Origin of the sequence: Serratia sp. B501, from assembly GCF_051172315.1 — a bacterium.
Classification (GTDB): domain Bacteria; phylum Pseudomonadota; class Gammaproteobacteria; order Enterobacterales; family Enterobacteriaceae; genus Serratia; species Serratia ureilytica.
On the sequence record NZ_JBPIZB010000010.1, the window covers coordinates 41,941 to 61,024 of the forward strand.

Here is a 19,084-nt window from a genome sequence, read left to right on the forward strand (position 1 = left end):
TTGGCCGGGTTTTTTGTTTTATAAAGGGTAGAAAACATCGGAGGGGAAGCCAGATGCCTGAATTACCGGAAGTTGAGACGAGCAGACGCGGTATAGAGCCTTATCTTGTCGGCCACAGCATTCAGTATGCGGTGGTGCGCAACGCGCGCCTGCGCTGGCCGGTTTCCGAGCAGATCCTGACGCTGAGCGATCAGCCGGTGCTCAGCGTGCAGCGTCGGGCCAAATACCTGCTGATTGAGCTGGAGCGCGGTTGGATTATCGTGCATCTGGGCATGTCGGGCAGCCTGCGCATGCTGCGTGAGGAAAACGAAGACGAAGCCGGCAAACACGACCACGTCGATCTGGTGATCAACAACGGTATGATCCTGCGCTATACCGATCCGCGCCGCTTCGGCGCCTGGCTGTGGTGCGAAGACCTGGCGACCAGCAGCGTGTTGGCGCATCTGGGGCCGGAACCGCTGAGTGAGGCGTTCAACGGCGACTACCTGTATGAAAAATCACGTAATAAGCGCACGCTGATCAAACCGTGGCTGATGGATAATAAGCTGGTGGTCGGGGTCGGTAACATTTACGCCAGTGAATCGCTGTTCAGCGCCGGGATCCTGCCCGATCGTCCGGCGGGATCCTTGACCAAAGCCGAAGCGGCGCTGTTGGCGAAGACCATCAAGGCGGTGTTGCAACGCTCCATCGAGCAGGGCGGCACCACATTGCGCGACTTTTTGCAGTCGGACGGGAAACCGGGGTACTTCGCGCAGGAGCTGCAGGTTTACGGACGGGCGGGAGAACCGTGCCGCACATGCGGCACGCCGATTGAATCCGCCAAGCACGGGCAGCGCAGCACCTTCTTTTGCCGACGCTGCCAGCGCTGAGCATCACGCGGCGGCGAGCTTCGCCATCAGCGCCTGAGTGACCACATCGGGCAGGAAAGGCGCGATATCGCCGCCGTGGCGGGCGACCTCCTTCACCAGTGAGGAGGAGATGAACGACCACTCTTCGGAAGGCATCAGGAACACGCTTTCCAGCGTCGGCATCAAATGGCGGTTCATGTTCGCCAGCTGCAGTTCATACTCAAAGTCAGACACCGCCCGCAGGCCGCGCACCAGGATATTGGCATTCTGGTGAGCGGCGAAATGCGCCATCAGCTCGCTGAAGCCCAGTACCTCCACATTGTCCAGATGCGAGGTGACCTGCGTCGCCAGCGCCACGCGCTCATCCAGGCTGAACAGCGGCTTTTTGCTCGGGCTGGCGGCGATGGCCAGAATCACGTGATCGAACATCAGCGACGCGCGCGTCACTAAATCCAGGTGGCCGTTGGTCATGGGATCGAACGTCCCGGGATAGATGGCTTTGCTGGTCATGATTCACTTCTCTGAGTAGTTGCGGCCCAATGCCCATAATGCGGCATATTTATTGAAGGTATATTGCGCGTTGACCACCGCTAACAGCAACCCCTGTTTACCGTCGAGGAAGCCGGCCCGCAGCAGCCAGGTTTTGACGAAGGCGCCGAGCGTGTGGGTCAGGATGGACAGATAGCCGCAACGCTTGCCGGCCCGGTGGCGCTGTGTGGCCCACTCTTCGGCATAGCGCAGCTGTTTGCGCTGAAAGGCGAAGAAGTCGCGGCAGGTCAGGTGCAGCATATCGCCGCTGAGGGGGATCACTTTGGCGTCGCCGATGTTCAGCGACTCGTGCACCAGATCGTCGTTATAGCGATAGCGTGAATTGGCGTACAGGCGGTTGACGCGGTCGGGGTACCAGCCGCTGTGGCGCATGAAGCGGCCAAGGAACAGGTTGCGCCGCGCGCAGCTGTAAACGGCGCCGTCGTCCGGCGCGTTCAACACCCGCTCGATGGATTGCCGCAGTTCGGGGGTGACGCGTTCGTCGGCGTCGATCATCAATACGTAGTCATGGCTGGCGTAGCTTTGCGCCAGCTGGCGCTGCTTGCCGAATCCTTGCCAGTCGGTGTGCGTGAAGACTTTGGCGCCCAGACTTTCGGCGACGGCGACGCTGTCGTCCTCGCTGCCGGAGTCCAGCACGATGATTTCATCGGCCCAGGCGACAGAGCGCAGACAGTCCGGCAACAGCCCGGCTTCGTTTTTGGCGATCATCACCACCGACAGGCTTTTGCGGCTGCTCATTCAGTGACTCCGGGGCGGCAGGTGCGGTTCCAGCAGCTGCAGCAGGCGCTGCAACGCTCCCTGATTCTGATACAACACTTCCACCGCATGGCGGCCGTAGTAACGGCGGTAGTCTTCGTCGGTCAACAGGGTTTCCACTTCCTTTACCAGCGAATCCACGTCGGTCACGGTGATCAGGCCTTCGGCCTGCGAAAGCTTGGCGCAGATGTCTTTAAAGTTGAAGGTATGCGGGCCCATCAGCACCGGGATGGCGTGGGCGGCGGCTTCCAGCGGGTTATGCCCGCCACGTTCCACCAGGCTGCCGCCGACAAAGGCCAGATCGGCGATGCCGTACAGCAGCATGAGTTCGCCCATGGTATCGCCGATCACCACCTGGGTGCTGCCGGACGGGATTTCGCCGCTGCTGCGCAGGGTGTAGCTGAAACCGGCCTTCTGTACCAGCTCCTTGGCGGTCGGGAAGCGTTCCGGGTGACGCGGCACCAGGATCAGCAGCAGGTCGGGGTGTTTTTCCAGCAGCTTGCGGTGCGCTTCGAGCAGGATGGTTTCTTCGCCTTCATGGGTGCTGGTGGCGATCCACACCGGGCGGCGCGGCGCCCATTGGCGGCGCAGCGTAACGGCGCGGGCGGCCAGTTCCGGGGTGACGGAGATATCGAATTTCAGGCTGCCGGTAACGGCCAGCTGCGAGCGTTTCAGGCCCAGTTCGATAAAACGATCGCCGTCTTCCTGGTTCTGTGCGGCGATCAGCGTAATGCGGCGCAGCATATCGCGCATGAATCCGCCAATTTTCTTATAGCCGGCGGCAGATCGCGCCGACAGGCGCGCATTGGCGATCACCAGGGGGATTTGCCGCTGATGCAGTGCGTTGATCAGGTTAGGCCATAGCTCGGTTTCCATGATGATCACCAGCTTGGGATTCACCTGGTCGAGGAAGCGGTTCATGGAACCGGGCAGATCGTAGGGCAGATAGACATGATGCACGTCTTTGCCGAAAGCGGACTGGACGCGTTCTGAACCTGTCGGGGTCATTGTGGTCACAGTTATCGGCAAAGTGGGGTAACGATGGCGCAGCGCCCGCACCAGCGGGATGGCCGCCAGCGTTTCGCCGACGGAGACGGAATGCAGCATAATGCCGCCCGGCACGACTTTCCCGGCGCAGAAGCCATAGCGTTCCGCCCAGCGTTTACGGTAGGCTGGAGCTTTGCGGCTGCGCAGCAGTAAGCGGAGCCAGATCAGGGGTTGGATGAGGTAGAGTAGTACCTGATATAAACGCAGCAACATTCTATCAATTTCATTTATATGGGTTATTCGGAATAGTACCATAACTGGAAGGGAAAGGCGCTAATTTGGTAACCTTGGGTGTCAGTTTCAGACAACCGGCGAGCGATTTCGCCGATAGGCTCGGAATGAAGAATATTTTAATTATTCGCCGCGACAACATCGGCGATCTTGTTTGTACCACGCCTCTGATTGAAGGGGTGAAAATTGCCTATCCAGACGCAAAAGTTTATCTGCTGATCAATAAAGTCAGCCAGGACGTTGTTAAAAACAATCCTCATCTCGAGAAAGTCTTTGTCTATAAAAAGGCCAAGCACAAGGCGAAAAATGAAACGACGTTGGGCGTTTATTTCGAACGTCTGATGATCTTCCTGAAGCTGCGCAAAATAAAGTTCGATGCGGTCATTCTGGCCAACCCGGTGCCTTGCAAATACAGCCTGCGTTTAGCGAAAATGGCCGGCGCCACCCATATCATCGGCGCCGATTTGGGCACGAAAGATATTCAGCGCCCGTTCCGCAAGGACGATTTCCGCGGTCTACATCAGGTCGAACACACCTACAGCTATTTATCGGCGATAACCGATCAAGCCATTCCGATCCCGCCGGTGCGGGTATTCCTGATGCCGGAAGAGCGGCAGCTGGCGGCGCAGCGGCTGCAGGAACGCCTGCCGTCGGTCGAACGGGTTTGCGCCGTGCATATCAGCAGCCGCAGCCCGAAAAGGCGCTGGCCGGTTGAACGCTATGCCGAAATCATCAACCGCCTGACCGCCGATCCCCGCACCGGCGTGCTGATCTTCTGGTCGCCGCAGGGCACGCTGGCGCCGGACGACATCGGCGATCAGCAGCGCGCAGAACAGCTGTTGGCGCTGTGCCAAAACGAACGCGTCGCGCTTTATCCGACGGCCTCGGTGCGCGAGCTGTTGGGCGGGTTCGATTTATGCGACCGGGTGCTGTGCAGCGACGGCGGGCAGATGCATCTTGCCGCCGCGCTGAATAAGGATATGGTGGTGTTCTTTGGCGATACCGATAAAACGTCCTGGCATCCATGGACCGGCCGTCATCATATTTTGCAGAGTGAGTCGGGGCACTGTGAAGATGTTTCTGTCGATGAGGTTTGGCAGAAAATGCAGGCGCTAAGCTAGCGAAGAAAATAAGGCAGGTATCACCTGCCTTATTTATTACTTTATTATTTTTCTTTCAGCTCAATATATTGACGGCAAATAGGCTCCAGCCCATAGCTCAGCAATTGCTGTTGATTTATCTGCGGCGGATTGGCGTAAATTTCCGCCATTTTTTCTGCCAGCGACGCTTCGTTTAATTCCGCCAACGCGTTAGCCATGCCGGCTTTTTCCAGAATTTCCGCAGGGCCGCCCGGACAGCGGGTGCTGACCACTGGCGTGCCGCACAACAGCGATTCTACCAGCACATTGCCAAACCCTTCGCTATCGGAGCTGAGCACCAACAGCGAGGCATGGCGGATAAACGGATAGGGATTGGCCTGGAAGCCGAGGAACAGCACGCGCTCTGCGATACCCAAGTCTGCCGCCAGACGCTTGACCTCGGCGACGCGGGCGTCATCCCCGGTGCCGATCAAAGCCAGCGGCGCCTGAATACCGGATTGCGCATAGGCTTTCAGCAGGCGGTCATGCCGCTTGGTGGCGTGAAAGCGGCCGACGTGCACCAGATAGTCCTGACCGGCCAGTTCGCAAGGTGCCGCCGCCTGTTGCCGGATGGCGTCGATGTCGAACGGGTTATTGATGACCGCCAGCCGACGCGGGTGGATCGGCAAATTCTGCTGCAGATCGCCGCCGACCGCCTGTGAAACGGCGACGATATTTCTCCCCTGGTAAACGTTGGCGATTTTACGTTGCTTGAGCCAGCGATCCAGGCCTTTGCGGTGGCCGAGGTAGGAGGTGGAGAGAATGCCGTGAATGCAGAACCACAGGCGATCCGAAGCCAGCCGCTTGCTGCGGCTGACGATGCGATCGGTTTTGTGCAGGTTGGAGAACACCAGATCGAACGCGCCGTTTTGGCGCTCGTGTTCGGCTACCGCCCGATCCAGCGCGGCGGCGCGGCGCGACAGCTCGGTCAGCTTGCGCCAGGGGGCACGGCTGCGATCGGCCACCACCTGATAATCAATGCCTGACGGGATAGGGTAATTGCAGACGTCACGCAGCGAGATCAGACTGACGTCATGCCCCTGTTGCTGCATGCCTTGGCACAGGGTCAGCACCACTTTTTCCGCGCCGCCTCCCGGCAGGCCATCGATGATCATCAGAATACGCATAGCTAATCCAGTAACCGGTTATAGAGGGAAATGAGCTGTTCGGAGAGATGCGCCGGCGTAGCCGTCATAATGCGCAATCTTGCCGCTTCGCCCATGGAGGATCCCAGCGCCTGGCGCGGCAGCGCCCGAATGGCTTCTGTGATGGCCGGCACGTCGAGCGCGTCGGTCACGAAGCCGTTCTGGCCCGGGGTGATAAACTCGGCGCCGCCGCAGGTGGTGCTGGTGATAACCGGCAGGCCGCAGGACATCGCTTCCAGAATCACATTCGGGAACGGATCGTACAGCGTCGGCAGCAGCAGCGCATCCGCGGCCTGATAGAACGGCAGGGTCTGCTTCTGCACGCCCATAAAGTGAATGCGATCGCCGCAGCCCAGCGACTGCGCCAGCGCCCTGTAACGCTTTTCGGCTTTGTCTTTACCGACCACCAAGAGGTGGCTGTCGGTCGCCGCCACGGCGCGGATGGCGGCGGCCAGACCTTTGCGCTCGAAACCGGAGCCGACGAAGATCAGGCAGTGCGCCTGTTGCGGGATCTGATATTGCTCACGCAGGCGTCGGCGCTGGGCCTCGTCGGCGGGCGGGAACTTTTGATTGTCGATGGCGTTATAGATCACCGTGATTTTGTCGGCGGGCACGCCAAAGTCGGCGATGATTTCCCGTTTGATCATCTCGGCGTTGCAGATGACGGCTTTCAGCTCCGGTGCGGCGTACATGGCGCGCTCGGCGCACATCACATAGCGGTGATAACGGTTGGAAAACAGCCACTTGCGGCGCCACTCCGGCAGCAGCCGCGCGCGTTGCAGCAGCCAGCGGCGGTGTACGCCGTCGCCGGCGCGGTAGATATCGCAGCCGGGAATGCGCTCATGGCTTTGCACCAGATCGAAGCGCTCTTTCTGCCACAGCGCCCTGGCCGCCACGGCGAAGCCCCGTTCGCGACTGATGCGGCCGAGTTTCAACGGGTTACACAGGTGAATATGCCAGTTTGGATTGGCGTCACCCTGCCATTCGCGAGTGATGACGTTCAGATCGAGATCCTGTTGCTCCAGCGCCTCCAGGGCGCGGGAAACGAAACGTTCGGCTCCGCCGTCCGGGCGGTATTTTTGGCGAACGATCGCCAAACGAAATGCTTTCATGCCAGCGTGCTCCGCGCGGCTGCAATCACCGCGTCTGTAGGAATGAGGTCGAGATACCGTTCATCGGTGCCGGTATCGATGGCGTCCGGGTCGGGCAGTTCGCCAAAGTCGCCGGCCCAGATCACGGCGCCGGTAGCCTGCCATGGCCGCCAGAAAGTCAGCTTGGAAGGGCCGAATAACGCCACGCACGGCGTTTGCAGCGCGGCGGCCATATGCATCGGCACCGAATCCACGCCGATAAACAGCTTGGCGTGGTCAATCAGGGCGGCCAGTTGGCGCAGCGTCAGCTGGCCGGCCAGCGAGATTACGCCCTGCGGCGGGCAGAGCGCCAAAATGCGCTCGACCATGGCTTTTTCTCTGGCGTCGGGGCCGGAGGTGATCACCAACTGGTGGCCGTCGGCCTGCAAGGCGGTGAGGGTGGCGGCCATTTTCTCTTCGCTCCAGCATTTGAAGAACCAGCGCGAGGTGGGCTGCACCACAATATAACTGCCGGCGACGCCCTGTTTCTGCAACAGTTGCTCACAGGTCTGCCAATCCTGCGGATCATAACTCATGGTGACATGCTCATTGAGCGCGGGCAGGTTCAGCGGCGCCAGCAACGAGAGATTTTGTTCGACGGTATGCAAGTGGGCGTGATTGTCTACCGGCACCAGTTGCGTGTGGCAGTGGCGCCACAGGAAGCCGCGGCGTTTGGGGAAATCGAAGCCCAAACGGATGCGCGCGCCGGTCAGGCGCGTGATGATGGCGCTGCGCCACTGATCGGCCAGATTGACCACCAGATCGTAGCGCTGCGCCTTCAGGCGGCGCAGCAGCGCCAGCTCATGTCCGAGGTGAGCGCGGGTACCCTGTTTTTTCCATTGGCGATCGATGGCGAACAGGGTCGACAGTTCCGGATTACTGGCCAGCATCTCCTGCGTTTCCTGATACAGCAGCACATCGATCCGGGCCTGCGGGTAGTTTTGCCGCAGGCTGCTGATGACCGGCGTGACCAGCAGCATATCGCCGTGGTGGCGCAGTTTTATGATCAGAATACGCTGTACGGATGGGGCGGAAGTTAGGGCTGGCGCGTCGTTCATCATGAGTCGCTTTCTGGGAAACCAATCTTTGATTCTAAATGACCCGATCGCATGTGGCTACTGTTGCTCGGTTTTCTTGCCGAGCCGCAAAAAAATCGCCGGAGCAGGGACGAATGCGCTTCAACGTTGTCCAAACCAGGCAGCAAAGTCGTTTGCCCTGGCGAAACGGCCTGCGTAACATAGCGTATTCTGTTGATATCAGGTTCGATATTCATGACTAAACCGGCGTTTCTCATCACCATTGATACCGAAGGCGATAATCTGTGGCAAAACCACGATCGCATCGCGACCGAAAACACGCGTTTCTTGCCGCGCTTTCAGGCGCTGTGCGAGAAATATGCCTTCAAGCCGGTTTATCTCACCAACTATGAAATGGCGATGGATCCGGCTTACGTCGAGTTCGCGCGTGACGTGATCGCCCGCGGCGCCGGTGAAGTCGGCATGCATCTGCACGCCTGGAACAGCCCGCCGCTGACGCCGCTCACCGATGACGACTGGCGCCACAAGCCTTATTTGATCGAGTATCCCGCCGATCAGATACGCGCCAAGGTCGACCACATGACCAAACTGCTGGAGGACGCCTTCCAGACCAAAATGCTCAGCCATCGCGCCGGCCGTTGGGCGTTCAACGAATACTATGCCTCACTGCTGCTGGAATACGGCTATCAGGTGGATTGTTCGGTCACGCCGCGGGTCAACTGGCAGTTTTCGCCGGGCAACCCGCAGGGCAACGGCGGTACCGATTACAGCCGGTTCCCGTCGCAGGCCTATTTCATCGATCCGCAGAACATCGCCAAGCCGGGCGCTTCGTCGCTGCTGGAAGTGCCGATGAGCATCCAGTACAAGCATTCGGCGCTGATGAATGCGTTCAAGCAGGGCTATGATCGGCTGCGCGGCAAGCGGCGTTCGCCGTCCGTCAACTGGCTGCGGCCGAGTGGCGGCAACGTGGCCAAGATGATCAGTGTGGCCGAGACGTCGTTGGCGCAGGGGCATGACTACGTCGAGTTTATGCTGCACTCCTCCGAGTTTATGCCGGGCGGCAGCCCGACGTTCAAAACCGAGCAGGATATCGAAGTGCTGTACCGCGATCTGGAGCAGCTGTTTGACTGGCTGCAGCAGCGCACGGTGGGCATGACGCTGGCCGAGTATTATCAACTTAAAGCGAACTAAGCACGCACATGTCGAAGAAATGGAAAATTAAGGTTGCCGACTGGTTCCTGCGGCGCTATACGGTGAAGTACGGCCGTTTTCAGGACAAGGCGACGTTCGATGGCGCCCAGCAGTTTGACAATATCGTCATCTATTCCACCACGGCGTTAGGCGACTTCATGTTCAACACGCCGGCATTGAGGGCGATGAGGGAACGCTATCCCAACGCGCACATCACGCTGGTGGTGCACAAGAAAAACCGCGAACTGGTGGAAAACGGCCGCTATTACGATCGCGTGGTGTATTGGGACAGCAAGATCAAGACGATACGCCCATTGCTGAAATCGCTGCGCGAACATCAGCCGGATTTGGCGCTGATCCTGCACTCTCACCTGCCTTATGACATCATCAGCGCCGTCATGGCGGGGGCAAAGTACATCATCAGGGATAACTACAGCTCGGGCATTTGCGGGCTGGAACCTTGGTTAACCAACTATATCTTCCATTATTACGGCCATTTCGTGCGCCGCAAACTGGAGCTGATTTCCATTTTGGGCTGCCGTAGCGACGATCCGACGATGGAAATTCCCGTGGACTATCAGCGCGGCGTCAAAAGCAGCGACCATCCCACCATCGGTTTTCAACTGGGGGCATCGACGGAGTCGCGTTGCTGGCCGGTGTCGCACTATGCGCGCCTGGCCGATGAGCTGGTGGCGAAGCACCCCAATGTGCGCATCGTGCTGATTGGCGCACCGCTTGACGACGGCAAGGCCCAGCAGTTTATGAGCCTGATCGGCCCGCAAACGCAGGCCTGCGTGGATAATCAGATCGGTAAAACGGGGCTGCAAGGCTTGCTGACGTTGCTCGACAGTTTCCATGTTCTGGTCACCGGCGACACCGGGCCGCTGCATCTGGCGGTGGCGTTGAAGGTGAAAACCATCAGCCTGTTCGTGACCGCCGATTCACGCTCCACCGGGCCGATTCAGGATCCTGAACTGCACCGCATCATTCAGGTGTCGCGCACCGGCTATACGATGCCGCTGGAGGCGGAAAGCCCGATGGGGGTCATTCAGCCGCAGCGGATTTATGACGAACTGGTCGCGCACGTGCCTTTAGCGCGCTAGGGGTGCGGCGACGCATCGGCCGCCAGGCCGATGCGGTTAGCGTGGTTTGCGCCCGCGCAGCTTCGAAAGAAAGGTATCCACTCGCGCATAGCGCATCTGGCGGACTTTTTTGCCCGGCACGTCGCTGTTGCGGCAGACAGCGGCGGTGCGGCGCAGAATTTGCAGCGTTGCCGGCGCGTAATGATAATAACCGTACACCGCCTTCGACATGCTTTTCACCTCGGAAAAGCAGTTGGCCAGCATCAGGGCGGCCAGCCGGCGCAGCGGCTCATCCCCAGGATGCTGCGCCACAAAGCGCAGCATCTTCTCCATGGCGAACAGCAAATCTTCAATATCTTTGGGTTTGATATTGCGGGTGATGCCCTGGCTGTTATCCCGGTAGAAATAGAGTTCGCAGTCAAGATGGGCGATGCGGCGAGTTTTGAAATACTGAAAAGGCGTGAAAATCACGTCTTCATAACGCCTGCCGTCTTCGAACGTTTCCCCTGCCAGCAGCGTGCGCTTATATACCCGGCTCCAGAGATGCCACATCGAGCGTGCGAACAGCGGTTGCAGGCTGCCCAGCCCCAACGAGGAAAAGTCGTAGGCTGCGGGCTGCGTCGCGCGGTTCTCGGGTTTCGGCGGTTGTTCGGTGAACTTCTGATAATTAAAATCGATCAGGTCATATTCATCGGCGATCAGCAGGGGCCGCAGGATCGCCAGATAGTCGTCGCTCAGCAGATCGTCGCCGTCGAGAAAGGTGAGATAGCGCCCGGCTGCATGCTGCAGGCCGACATTGCGGGCGTGCGCAATGCCGCCGTTGGCCTGTGAAATAAAAGCCACGTGCGGATGCTGCCGCTGCGCCAGATACCGGCTGACCAGCGCCCCTGACGCATCGGTAGAGCCATCGTCAATGATGACCACCTCAATCTCATCAGAAATCTGCGTAAATAACGAATCCAGCGCAGCGATGACGAACGCTTCGTTATTGTAAAACGGCACGATAACGCTGAGCAGCGGTGGCTGATGAGTTTTCACGCGGTCTGCTCCTGGGCGGAAGGCGGTTTCGCCACGGAGAGCACGGCGGCGATCAGCGCCAGACAGAACATGACGGTGCCTTCCGTGCTGAAGAAGATGACGTCGCTAAGACCGTAAACGAACAGGCTGGCGCTCACGCTCAGCAACAGCGCGTTGCGCTGCGGCCGGAATGAAGAGAAGAACAGGCCGACATACAGCGCCAGCAACAGCAACGCCCCCCAGACCCCCTTGAGCGAATAGGTTTCCAGCAGCTCGTTATGCAGATGCACGTTGATATAAGGCATGACGCCAGACAGGCGAGGTTGCTGCGCGACGATGGTGCGGATCTCTTCACCGCGCTGCTCGGCGGATTGACCCCATGGGGCATCCGTTCCTGTACGCCATGCAATCACCTGCATCGATAGACGGGAAATGATGGAGTTATCTATCTCGGGTTTATCGATCAGTTGCATGTTGGTTTTGAAGTCGGCAATGCGTTGTTCAATCTGCGTCTTAAAGACGAATCCGCAGATGAGCAGCAACAACGGTACCGAGGAGACCAGCACAAACTTGTGTTTTCTGGATACCAGATGTTTGGTCGCCAGCAGCGACAGACAAACCGCCACCGGGTAAACCAGCATCGCCGCGCGCGTGCCGGTCAGCACCAGCGCGGAGAAGGAAAGCAGGAACGCCGCAATGTACAGCACCAGACGGTAGCGGGTGCGCAGCATCAGGATGGCTTGCATCATCACCAGATCGATGGCCGTCATCAGGTAGGCAACGACCGTGGCGCGATCGAAGTTGAGCTCCACACGAGGAATATCCAGCCGCAATCCTTGATAGAGGGAATAGCCGTTGACCGCCAAACCGGTAACGAGGGCCACGACGATCAGCAGGCGCTGCACGCACAGCCGTTCATTGAGCGCAATCAGCAAGATGAAAGCGGTCGCGAGCTGCAGTTTGCCGGTCGACATATAGGAACGATAAACATTGATATATTCGCCCGGCTGTTTGAAATGATGCATCCACAGGATGGTGCCCATGCCGACGCAGAACATCAGCGCGGGCAACAGCAGATTTTTAACGTTGCTGAAGTAGTAGCGCGGATACAGGCAAACGGCGATAAAGGCGATGTAGCTGGAAACGTAAAACAGATTGCGTCCGGTCGCGGAACCGAAAGGAATGGTGCAAAAAGCGATGGCACATCCCAGATAAATCAGATAACTGAAGGCAGGGTGCGGCGTTTTTTGTTTTAGCATCGGGCGTGTTTTCCGGCTCACGTGTTGATTAAACGATGAAGGATCGCAGCGTGTCGTCAAACTCAGCTTTGAACTGAGCATAGTTGAAATGTTCAGCAGGATAGCGCTGCGCGTTTCGGCTCAACGTCTGGTAGGTTTCGCCCGCCAGCAATGTCTCAATGGCATCCGCGCAGTCGATATGCGACAACAGCTTGGGCGACACCAGGCTGTCGGTTAACGGATCGTAGACTTCATGCGGGAAGTCGACCTCGATATCGGTGAGCTGCCGGTGTTGTTCGATGGTGACCGACGGAACCAGGCCAATGCCGCAGACGCCGTCTTTCACCGCTTCCGGCTGGCCGTCAACCTGCGGGAAGATGACCGGCACGCCGAAATAGAGCGATTCCATGCAGGACAAGCCGAACGGCTCGGTGATCGGTGTGCTCATGTAAATGTGCGTGCGATTGAAGAAGCCGGCGACGTCATCCTGGTAGCCGCTGAAGGTGACGCGATCGCCGAGCTGGAGCCGGGCCGCCAGCGCCTCGAACGCCGCGCGATCCGGCCCTTTGCCGGCCACTTCCAGCGTGACGTCATGCCCGCGTCGCAGCAGTTCCTGCATCATCAATAATGAAACGCTGATGCCTTTCAGGCTGACCAGACGCGAGGCGGTGCCGATTCTGATCGGCTGTGACAGCGTTTTCGGCGTGTTGTCGATCCCCGCCGGCGTCTTGATGCGGTTGATCACCACGTGGTTTGGGCAAGGCAGATTAAAGCGCAGCTCCATCACCCGTTTCGAGGCGTGTGAGGCGGAAATCACGCCGTCCAGCATGGCGAAGAAACGCAGCGTCTTTTGATTTTTCGGGTAGCGCCAGGAGCAGCCGTGATCGTAGTAAACCAGCTTGCCGCGCTTGGGTTTGGCCGCCAGCCCCGGCACCAGGTCCCAGACGATCACCACGTCGGCGTTGGCTCGCTCGATTTTCCACTTCAACAGAAATTTTCGCAGGAACTGCGGGCAGCGCAGCGGCAGCGCATTGATCAGGCGGTTGGCGAAGGTGACGGGCTGGTGCGCCGGCAACTGGCGGCGGATCTCCTCGCCGATGTCGCCGCTGATGCACAGGACCTGGTTGCTGCCGTCGGTGGTATCGTTGATGTACTGCAGGAACAGGCGCTCGACGCCGCCCATTTTACCCAGGTTGATAATGTGCAGTTTTTTCATGCTATAACCTTTTGCAACGCCTGCCATGCCGTATCGGCGTCGATTGTCGCCATGCTTTTTTCCGGCGAAATCAGCGAGTGCTGATTTTGCCCGTAGCCGCCGATCAGGCCGGGATCGGTCGGCCCAAACAGCGTGATGTTCGGTTTGTCGAGCGCGGCGGTCAAATGGCTGAGCCCGGTGTCGACCGAGACCACGCCCCTGGCGCCCGCCAGCACGTCAGCCACCTGCTGCAGGCTGAGCTTCGGCAGCACCTCGACATGTGGGAAACCTTCCGCCAACCGCAGCGCGCGCTGATGTTCATGCTCCGCCCCCCAGGGCAGTTTGATCTTCAGCCCGCTGTCGGCCGTCAGCGCGATCAGCTCGCGCCAGTTCTGCTCCGGCCAATGCTTGTCGTCGCGGGTCGTAGCGTGCAAAAACACCAGATATTGACCGGCATCGGCCGGCGGCTGGCTGAGAAAACGCGCGGCGATGGCATAGTCGCCGTAGCTGCCCGGTTTATCGTAGCCGAGGCTTTTGGCGAACAGCTCGCGCGTGCGTTCCACGGCGTGCTGCCGTTTGTCTATCTCATGGCGCACGTTGTAGAACCAGCTGGCGAACGGTTCGCGCGCGCTTTTGCAGTCCGGGCCATGTTTGTTGCCCTTGGCGACGCGCGTGATCAGCGCGGCGCTTTTCATCAGGCCCTGCGCGTCGATCACCACGTCGTAACGGCGTTCTTGCAGCGCGCGCTTGAAGTCGCAGCGCTGCTGTCGGGTGTCGCTGCCGAACCAGTTTTTGCGCCAGCGGCGAATGGCCACCGGGATCACGCGATCCACCGCCGGGTGCCAGGTGGGGATTTGGCTGAAACCTTCTTCCACTACCCAGTCGAAGCGGATATCGGGAATGGCCTGCAGCGCATCGGTCAGGGCGGGCAGCGTATGCAGCACGTCTCCCATCGAGGACGTTTTTACGATTAACACCTGCATGACTATTCCTCGCTGGCGACAAGCAACGGCGTCAGCGCATCCAACACTTGCTGCGGCTGAATATCGATCAAACTTTGGTGATACCCTTGTTCGGCATCGCCCTTACGCACCTTGTGGTAGCCGCTGATCAAGCGGATAACCCGCGCCTTGTCGGAGAGCGGCGGCGTGAAGTCGGGGCTGCTTGGGCCGTACAAGGCTATCAGCGGTTTGTTCAACGCTGCGGCAACGTGCATTAAACCGGAGTCGTTGCTGACCACCGCCCGGCAGGCCGCGATCAGGATCACCGCCTGCTCCAGCTGGGTTTTTCCGGCCAGATTAAGGCAGAAATCGCGCGCGTCGTCCTGCAACGCGGCGCGGATCTGTTCGCCGGCCTCATGGTCTTTTGCCGAACCGAACAGCGCGATTTGATAGCCGCTCTCGATCAGCCGTTGAGCCAGCGCCGCGTAGTGATAGTGCGGCCAGCGCTTGGCGGGGCCGAACTCCGCGCCTGGGCAGAAGCCGACGATCGGGCGGCTGTCGGTCAGGTTGAAGGCTGAGGTGGTTTCGGCGATCTCTTCGTCGCTCACCCGCAGCTGCGGCCACAGCAGCGGCTGCGGCAGATCGCCGGCGCGCTGAACGCGGCCTTTGTCATAGGCCAGCGCCACATAGCGCTGCACCATCAGCGGGAAAGCGGCCTTGTCGAGCACGCGCACGTCGTTCAGCAGGCCGTAGCGCATTTCGCCCCGCCAGCCGGTGCGCTGCGGGATATCGGCGAAGAAAGGCACCAGCGCGGATTTGAACGAGTTGGGCAGAACGTAAGCGCGATCGTAACGGTTGGCGCGCAGAGCGCGCCCCAGGCGGCGGCGTTCGCCGAGCCCCAGCGCGCCGTGGCCCAGCGGCATCGCCAGCGCCTGATTGACTTCCGGCATGCGCGCCAGCAACGGGCGGCACCAGGCCGGCGCCATCACATCGATCTCCGCCGACGGGTATTCGGCCTTCAGGGTGCGATAGAGACTTTGCGACATCATCATGTCGCCAACCCAAGAAGGGCCGATAACCAGTATTTTCATACCCAGCGTTAATTCCTTCAGCTTATGCGGTGCGGTTCAACCAGGCCATGTACTCTTTCACGCCTTCGGCGACCGTTTTGAACGGTGCGTCGTAGCCGGCAGCGCGCAGCTTGGTCAGATCGGCCTGGGTGTACGCCTGATAGCGGCCCTTCAGCTTCTCCGGGAACTCGATGTATTCCACAGCGCCTTGCTGATGGAAGTCCACCACCGCGTCAGCCACCGCCTGGAAGGTTTCCGCCCGGCCGGTGCCGCAGTTGAAGATGCCGGATTTGCCGGTTTCCCAGAACCACAGGTTGACCGCCGCCACGTCGCCGACGTAGATGAAGTCACGCTTGAAGTTTTCGCTGCCGGCGAACAGTTTCGGGTTTTCGCCGCGGTTGATCTGGGTGTTCAGGTGGAAGGCGACGCTGGCCATGCTGCCTTTGTGGCCTTCGCGCGGGCCGTAAACGTTGAAGTAGCGGAAGCCGCAGATCTGCGAGTCCGCTTCCGGCAAGATCTCACGCACGTACTGATCGAACAGGAATTTGGAATAGCCGTACACGTTGAGCGGCGCTTCATACTGACGCTCTTCGATAAACTCTTCGCGGCCGCCGTAAGTGGCGGCGGAGGAGGCATACAGGAACGGAATCTCGCGATCCAGGCAGTAGTGCAGCAGGTCTTTGGAGTACTGATAGTTGTTGTCCATCATGTATTTGCCGTCCCACTCGGTGGTCGCAGAGCAGGCGCCTTCGTGGAACACCGCTTCGATCTCGCCCAGATCGTCGCCGGCCACGATGCTGGCGATAAAGTCTTCTTTATCGATATAGTCGGCGATGTCCAGATCGACTAGGTTGACGAACTTGGTGCCGTCTTTCAGGTTGTCCACCACCAGGATATCGCGATATCCCTTGTCGTTCAGTGCCTTAATGATGTTGCTGCCGATCATGCCGGCGCCGCCAGTAACGATAATCATTGGGTTACCCCTGCTAAGCTGCCTGGTGGGGCACAATGCCCCACGCTCAATGGCGGTTATCATAGCATTTCATGCCGCGGCAAACAGCGGAAGGGCTCCGAATATCCCGCATTGCCATTGAAGTCCGCCGTTTGCCGTGATATCTGCTGCAATTTTAATATTCTCTCCCGCGCATTCTCGTCAGTTTGGTTACAAATCAGTAAAATATGCCGCAATTAGCCCAATCCTGGAGATAACCGAATGTCAGCGTCTTTTTATCAGCAGTTGGAACAACAGCTTGCCGCCACGCGCAGTGAAGGGCTGTTCAAGGAAGAACGCATCATTACCTCCGCGCAACAGGCGGACATCGCCGTCGCCGACGGCAGCCATGTGATCAACTTCTGCGCCAATAACTACCTGGGCCTGGCCAACCATCCGGCGCTGATCGCCGCCGCCAAATCGGGGATGGACAGCCACGGTTTCGGCATGGCGTCGGTGCGCTTCATCTGCGGCACCCAGGACAGCCACAAGCAGCTCGAACAGAAACTGGCGGCCTTTTTGGGCATGGAAGACGCGATCCTGTACTCCTCTTGCTTCGACGCCAACGGCGGGCTGTTCGAAACCCTGCTCGGCCCGGAAGACGCCATTATCTCCGATGCGTTGAACCATGCGTCGATCATCGACGGCGTGCGGCTGTGCAAGGCCAAGCGCTATCGCTACGCCAATAACGACATGGCCGAGCTGGCCGCGCAGCTGAAACAGGCCAAAGCCGACGGCGCGCGCCACATTCTGATCGCCACCGACGGCGTGTTCTCGATGGACGGCGTGATCGCCAACCTGAAAGGGGTTTGCGATCTGGCGGACGAGTATCAGGCGCTGGTGATGGTGGATGACTCCCACGCGGTGGGCTTTGTCGGCGCCAACGGGCGCGGCACCCATGAATACTGCGAAGTGATGGGCCGCGTCGATATCATTACCGGTACGTTAGGCAAGGCGCTGGGCGGCGCGTCCGGCGGCTACACCGCCGCCAAGAAAGAAGTGGTGGAGTGGCTGCGCCAGCGTTCGCGCCCGTACCTGTTCTCCAACTCGCTGGCGCCGGCGATCGTCGCCGCGTCGATCAAAGTGCTGGAACTGTTGGAAGAGGGTGATGCGCTGCGCGATCGCCTGTGGGCCAACGCGCGTCTGTTCCGCGAAAAAATGACCGCCGCCGGCTTCACCCTGGCCGGCGCCGATCACGCCATCATCCCGGTCATGCTGGGGGAGGCGAAGCTGGCGCAGGAATTCGCCAATGCGTTGCTCAAGGAAGGCATCTATGTGACCGGTTTCTTCTATCCGGTGGTGCCGAAAGGCCAGGCGCGCATCCGCACCCAGATGTCCGCCGACCACACCCCGGAGCAAATCGAACGCGCAGTGGCGGCGTTTACACGTATCGGTAAGGATCTTGGCGTTATTGCATAAGGTAAAACCATGAAAGCACTGTCAAAACTGAAAGCGGAAGAAGGGATTTGGATGACCGACGTGCCTCAGCCGGAGCTGGGCCACAACGACATCATGATCAAAATCCGCAAAACCGCGATCTGCGGCACCGATGTGCATATCTACAACTGGGACGAGTGGTCGCAAAAAACCATTCCGGTTCCGATGGTGGTCGGCCATGAATACGTGGGCGAAGTGGTGGCGATCGGTCAGGAAGTCAAAGGCTTCAGCATCGGCGATCGTGTGTCCGGCGAAGGCCACATCACCTGCGGCCACTGCCGCAACTGCCGCGGCGGCCGCACGCACCTGTGCCGCAACACCATCGGCGTGGGCGTGAACCGTCCGGGCAGCTTCGCGGAATATCTGGTGATCCCGGCGTTCAACGCCTTCAAGATCCCGGATAACATCTCCGACGAACTGGCTTCGATCTTCGATCCGTTCGGCAACGCGGTGCATACTGCGCTGTCGTTCGATCTGGTCGGGGAAGACGTGCTGGTGTCCGGCGCCGGTCCGATCGGCATCATGGCGGCGGCGGTGTGCAAACACGTCGGCGCCCGTCATGTGGTGATCACCGACGTTAACGAATACCGTCTGGAACTGGCGCGCAAGATGGGCGTGACCCGCGCGGTGAACGTCAGCAAGGAAAACCTCAACGACGTGATGGCCGAGCTGGGCATGACCGAAGGATTCGACGTCGGTCTGGAAATGTCCGGCGCGCCGCCGGCGTTCCGCACGCTGCTGAACGCCATGAACCACGGCGGGCGCATCGCTATGCTGGGCATTCCGCCTTCGGATATGTCGATCGACTGGAACCAGGTGATTTTCAAAGGGCTGTTTATCAAAGGGATTTACGGCCGCGAAATGTTTGAGACCTGGTACAAAATGGCGGCACTGATCCAGTCCGGTCTGGATTTGACCCCGATCATCACCCACCGTTTCTCGATCGACGAGTTCCAGCAGGGCTTCGACGCCATGCGCTCCGGCAAGTCGGGCAAAGTGGTGCTGAGCTGGGATTGATCTCGGCAGGCGTGAAAAGGGCC

18 protein-coding genes are annotated in these 19,084 nt (G+C 59.4%); 6 read left to right on the top strand and 12 right to left on the bottom strand.

Annotated features, from left to right (window positions below):
- Nucleotides 1-53: 53 nt before the first annotated feature.
- Nucleotides 54-869, top strand: a complete 816-nt coding sequence (gene mutM, locus ACSBQV_RS22555; protein ID WP_047025862.1) for a bifunctional DNA-formamidopyrimidine glycosylase/DNA-(apurinic or apyrimidinic site) lyase — start codon at nucleotides 54-56, stop codon at nucleotides 867-869.
- A gap of 3 nt (nucleotides 870-872) precedes the next feature.
- Here mutM and coaD read toward each other — a convergent pair whose 3' ends face one another.
- From coaD to waaA, 3 genes are read right to left on the bottom strand one after another with little or no spacing between them, the layout of a single operon-like run.
- A complete protein-coding gene (gene coaD, locus ACSBQV_RS22560) occupies nucleotides 873-1,358 on the bottom strand; it encodes a pantetheine-phosphate adenylyltransferase (protein ID WP_033645183.1) in 486 nt (161 codons plus the stop codon).
- A gap of 3 nt (nucleotides 1,359-1,361) precedes the next feature.
- On the bottom strand, nucleotides 1,362-2,135 hold the full coding sequence (locus tag ACSBQV_RS22565; RefSeq protein ID WP_033645184.1) for a glycosyltransferase family 2 protein: 774 nt from the start codon (nucleotides 2,133-2,135) through the stop codon (nucleotides 1,362-1,364).
- Complete coding sequence (waaA, locus tag ACSBQV_RS22570) at nucleotides 2,136-3,413, bottom strand: lipid IV(A) 3-deoxy-D-manno-octulosonic acid transferase (protein ID WP_099784789.1); 1,278 nt, start codon at nucleotides 3,411-3,413, stop codon at nucleotides 2,136-2,138.
- Nucleotides 3,414-3,538: 125 nt separating this feature from the next.
- Here waaA and ACSBQV_RS22575 point away from each other — a divergent pair, with 125 nt between their 5' ends.
- Nucleotides 3,539-4,552, top strand: coding sequence for a glycosyltransferase family 9 protein (locus ACSBQV_RS22575; RefSeq protein WP_099784787.1), 1,014 nt, complete (start codon nucleotides 3,539-3,541; stop codon nucleotides 4,550-4,552).
- Nucleotides 4,553-4,596: 44 nt separating this feature from the next.
- On the opposite strand, the gene ACSBQV_RS22580 is transcribed toward ACSBQV_RS22575, so the two are convergent.
- From ACSBQV_RS22580 to rfaQ, 3 genes are read right to left on the bottom strand one after another with little or no spacing between them, the layout of a single operon-like run.
- Complete coding sequence (locus ACSBQV_RS22580) at nucleotides 4,597-5,697, bottom strand: glycosyltransferase (RefSeq protein WP_033645186.1); 1,101 nt, start codon at nucleotides 5,695-5,697, stop codon at nucleotides 4,597-4,599.
- Nucleotides 5,698-5,699: 2 nt separating this feature from the next.
- Complete coding sequence (locus ACSBQV_RS22585; protein ID WP_047025860.1) at nucleotides 5,700-6,827, bottom strand: glycosyltransferase family 4 protein; 1,128 nt, start codon at nucleotides 6,825-6,827, stop codon at nucleotides 5,700-5,702.
- Nucleotides 6,824-7,906 carry a putative lipopolysaccharide heptosyltransferase III gene (gene rfaQ, locus ACSBQV_RS22590; protein ID WP_099784785.1) on the bottom strand — a complete coding sequence of 361 codons (1,083 nt, stop codon included), beginning with the start codon at nucleotides 7,904-7,906 and terminating at the stop codon, nucleotides 6,824-6,826. The genes ACSBQV_RS22585 and rfaQ overlap by 4 nt, the downstream gene beginning before the upstream one ends.
- 210 nt (nucleotides 7,907-8,116) lie before the next feature.
- On the opposite strand from rfaQ, the gene ACSBQV_RS22595 reads away from it, so the two are divergent.
- A complete protein-coding gene (locus tag ACSBQV_RS22595; RefSeq protein ID WP_033645189.1) occupies nucleotides 8,117-9,073 on the top strand; it encodes a polysaccharide deacetylase family protein in 957 nt (318 codons plus the stop codon).
- Nucleotides 9,074-9,081: 8 nt separating this feature from the next.
- Complete coding sequence (locus ACSBQV_RS22600; protein ID WP_099784783.1) at nucleotides 9,082-10,176, top strand: glycosyltransferase family 9 protein; 1,095 nt, start codon at nucleotides 9,082-9,084, stop codon at nucleotides 10,174-10,176.
- A gap of 36 nt (nucleotides 10,177-10,212) precedes the next feature.
- On the opposite strand, the gene ACSBQV_RS22605 is transcribed toward ACSBQV_RS22600, so the two are convergent.
- From ACSBQV_RS22605 to rfaD, 6 genes are read right to left on the bottom strand one after another with little or no spacing between them, the layout of a single operon-like run.
- On the bottom strand, nucleotides 10,213-11,193 hold the full coding sequence (locus tag ACSBQV_RS22605; protein ID WP_099784781.1) for a glycosyltransferase: 981 nt from the start codon (nucleotides 11,191-11,193) through the stop codon (nucleotides 10,213-10,215).
- The gene (locus ACSBQV_RS22610; protein ID WP_099784779.1) at nucleotides 11,190-12,431 is read right to left on the bottom strand and encodes an O-antigen ligase family protein; all 1,242 of its coding nucleotides are present in this window, start codon (nucleotides 12,429-12,431) and stop codon (nucleotides 11,190-11,192) included. Before ACSBQV_RS22610 ends, ACSBQV_RS22605 begins: the two co-directional genes overlap by 4 nt.
- Before the next feature lie 28 nt (nucleotides 12,432-12,459).
- Nucleotides 12,460-13,626, bottom strand: a complete 1,167-nt coding sequence (locus tag ACSBQV_RS22615; RefSeq protein WP_099784777.1) for a glycosyltransferase — start codon at nucleotides 13,624-13,626, stop codon at nucleotides 12,460-12,462.
- Nucleotides 13,623-14,588: a lipopolysaccharide heptosyltransferase RfaC gene (gene rfaC / locus ACSBQV_RS22620; RefSeq protein ID WP_033652247.1), complete on the bottom strand. Its 966-nt coding sequence runs from the start codon at nucleotides 14,586-14,588 to the stop codon at nucleotides 13,623-13,625. The genes ACSBQV_RS22615 and rfaC overlap by 4 nt, the downstream gene beginning before the upstream one ends.
- A 2-nt stretch (nucleotides 14,589-14,590) precedes the next feature.
- Nucleotides 14,591-15,637, bottom strand: a complete 1,047-nt coding sequence (gene rfaF, locus ACSBQV_RS22625; protein ID WP_099784775.1) for an ADP-heptose--LPS heptosyltransferase RfaF — start codon at nucleotides 15,635-15,637, stop codon at nucleotides 14,591-14,593.
- A 22-nt stretch (nucleotides 15,638-15,659) separates the two neighbouring features.
- A complete protein-coding gene (rfaD, locus tag ACSBQV_RS22630; RefSeq protein WP_033645196.1) occupies nucleotides 15,660-16,589 on the bottom strand; it encodes an ADP-glyceromanno-heptose 6-epimerase in 930 nt (309 codons plus the stop codon).
- A 240-nt stretch (nucleotides 16,590-16,829) separates the two neighbouring features.
- On the opposite strand from rfaD, the gene kbl reads away from it, so the two are divergent.
- Together kbl and tdh are read left to right on the top strand one after the other, a co-directional pair.
- Nucleotides 16,830-18,026 (top strand): glycine C-acetyltransferase, encoded by a 1,197-nt coding sequence (kbl, locus tag ACSBQV_RS22635; RefSeq protein ID WP_033645197.1) that lies wholly within the window; start codon nucleotides 16,830-16,832, stop codon nucleotides 18,024-18,026.
- 9 nt (nucleotides 18,027-18,035) lie between these two features.
- On the top strand, nucleotides 18,036-19,061 hold the full coding sequence (tdh, locus tag ACSBQV_RS22640) for an L-threonine 3-dehydrogenase (RefSeq protein ID WP_033645198.1): 1,026 nt from the start codon (nucleotides 18,036-18,038) through the stop codon (nucleotides 19,059-19,061).
- The last annotated feature ends 23 nt before the right edge of the window (nucleotides 19,062-19,084 follow it).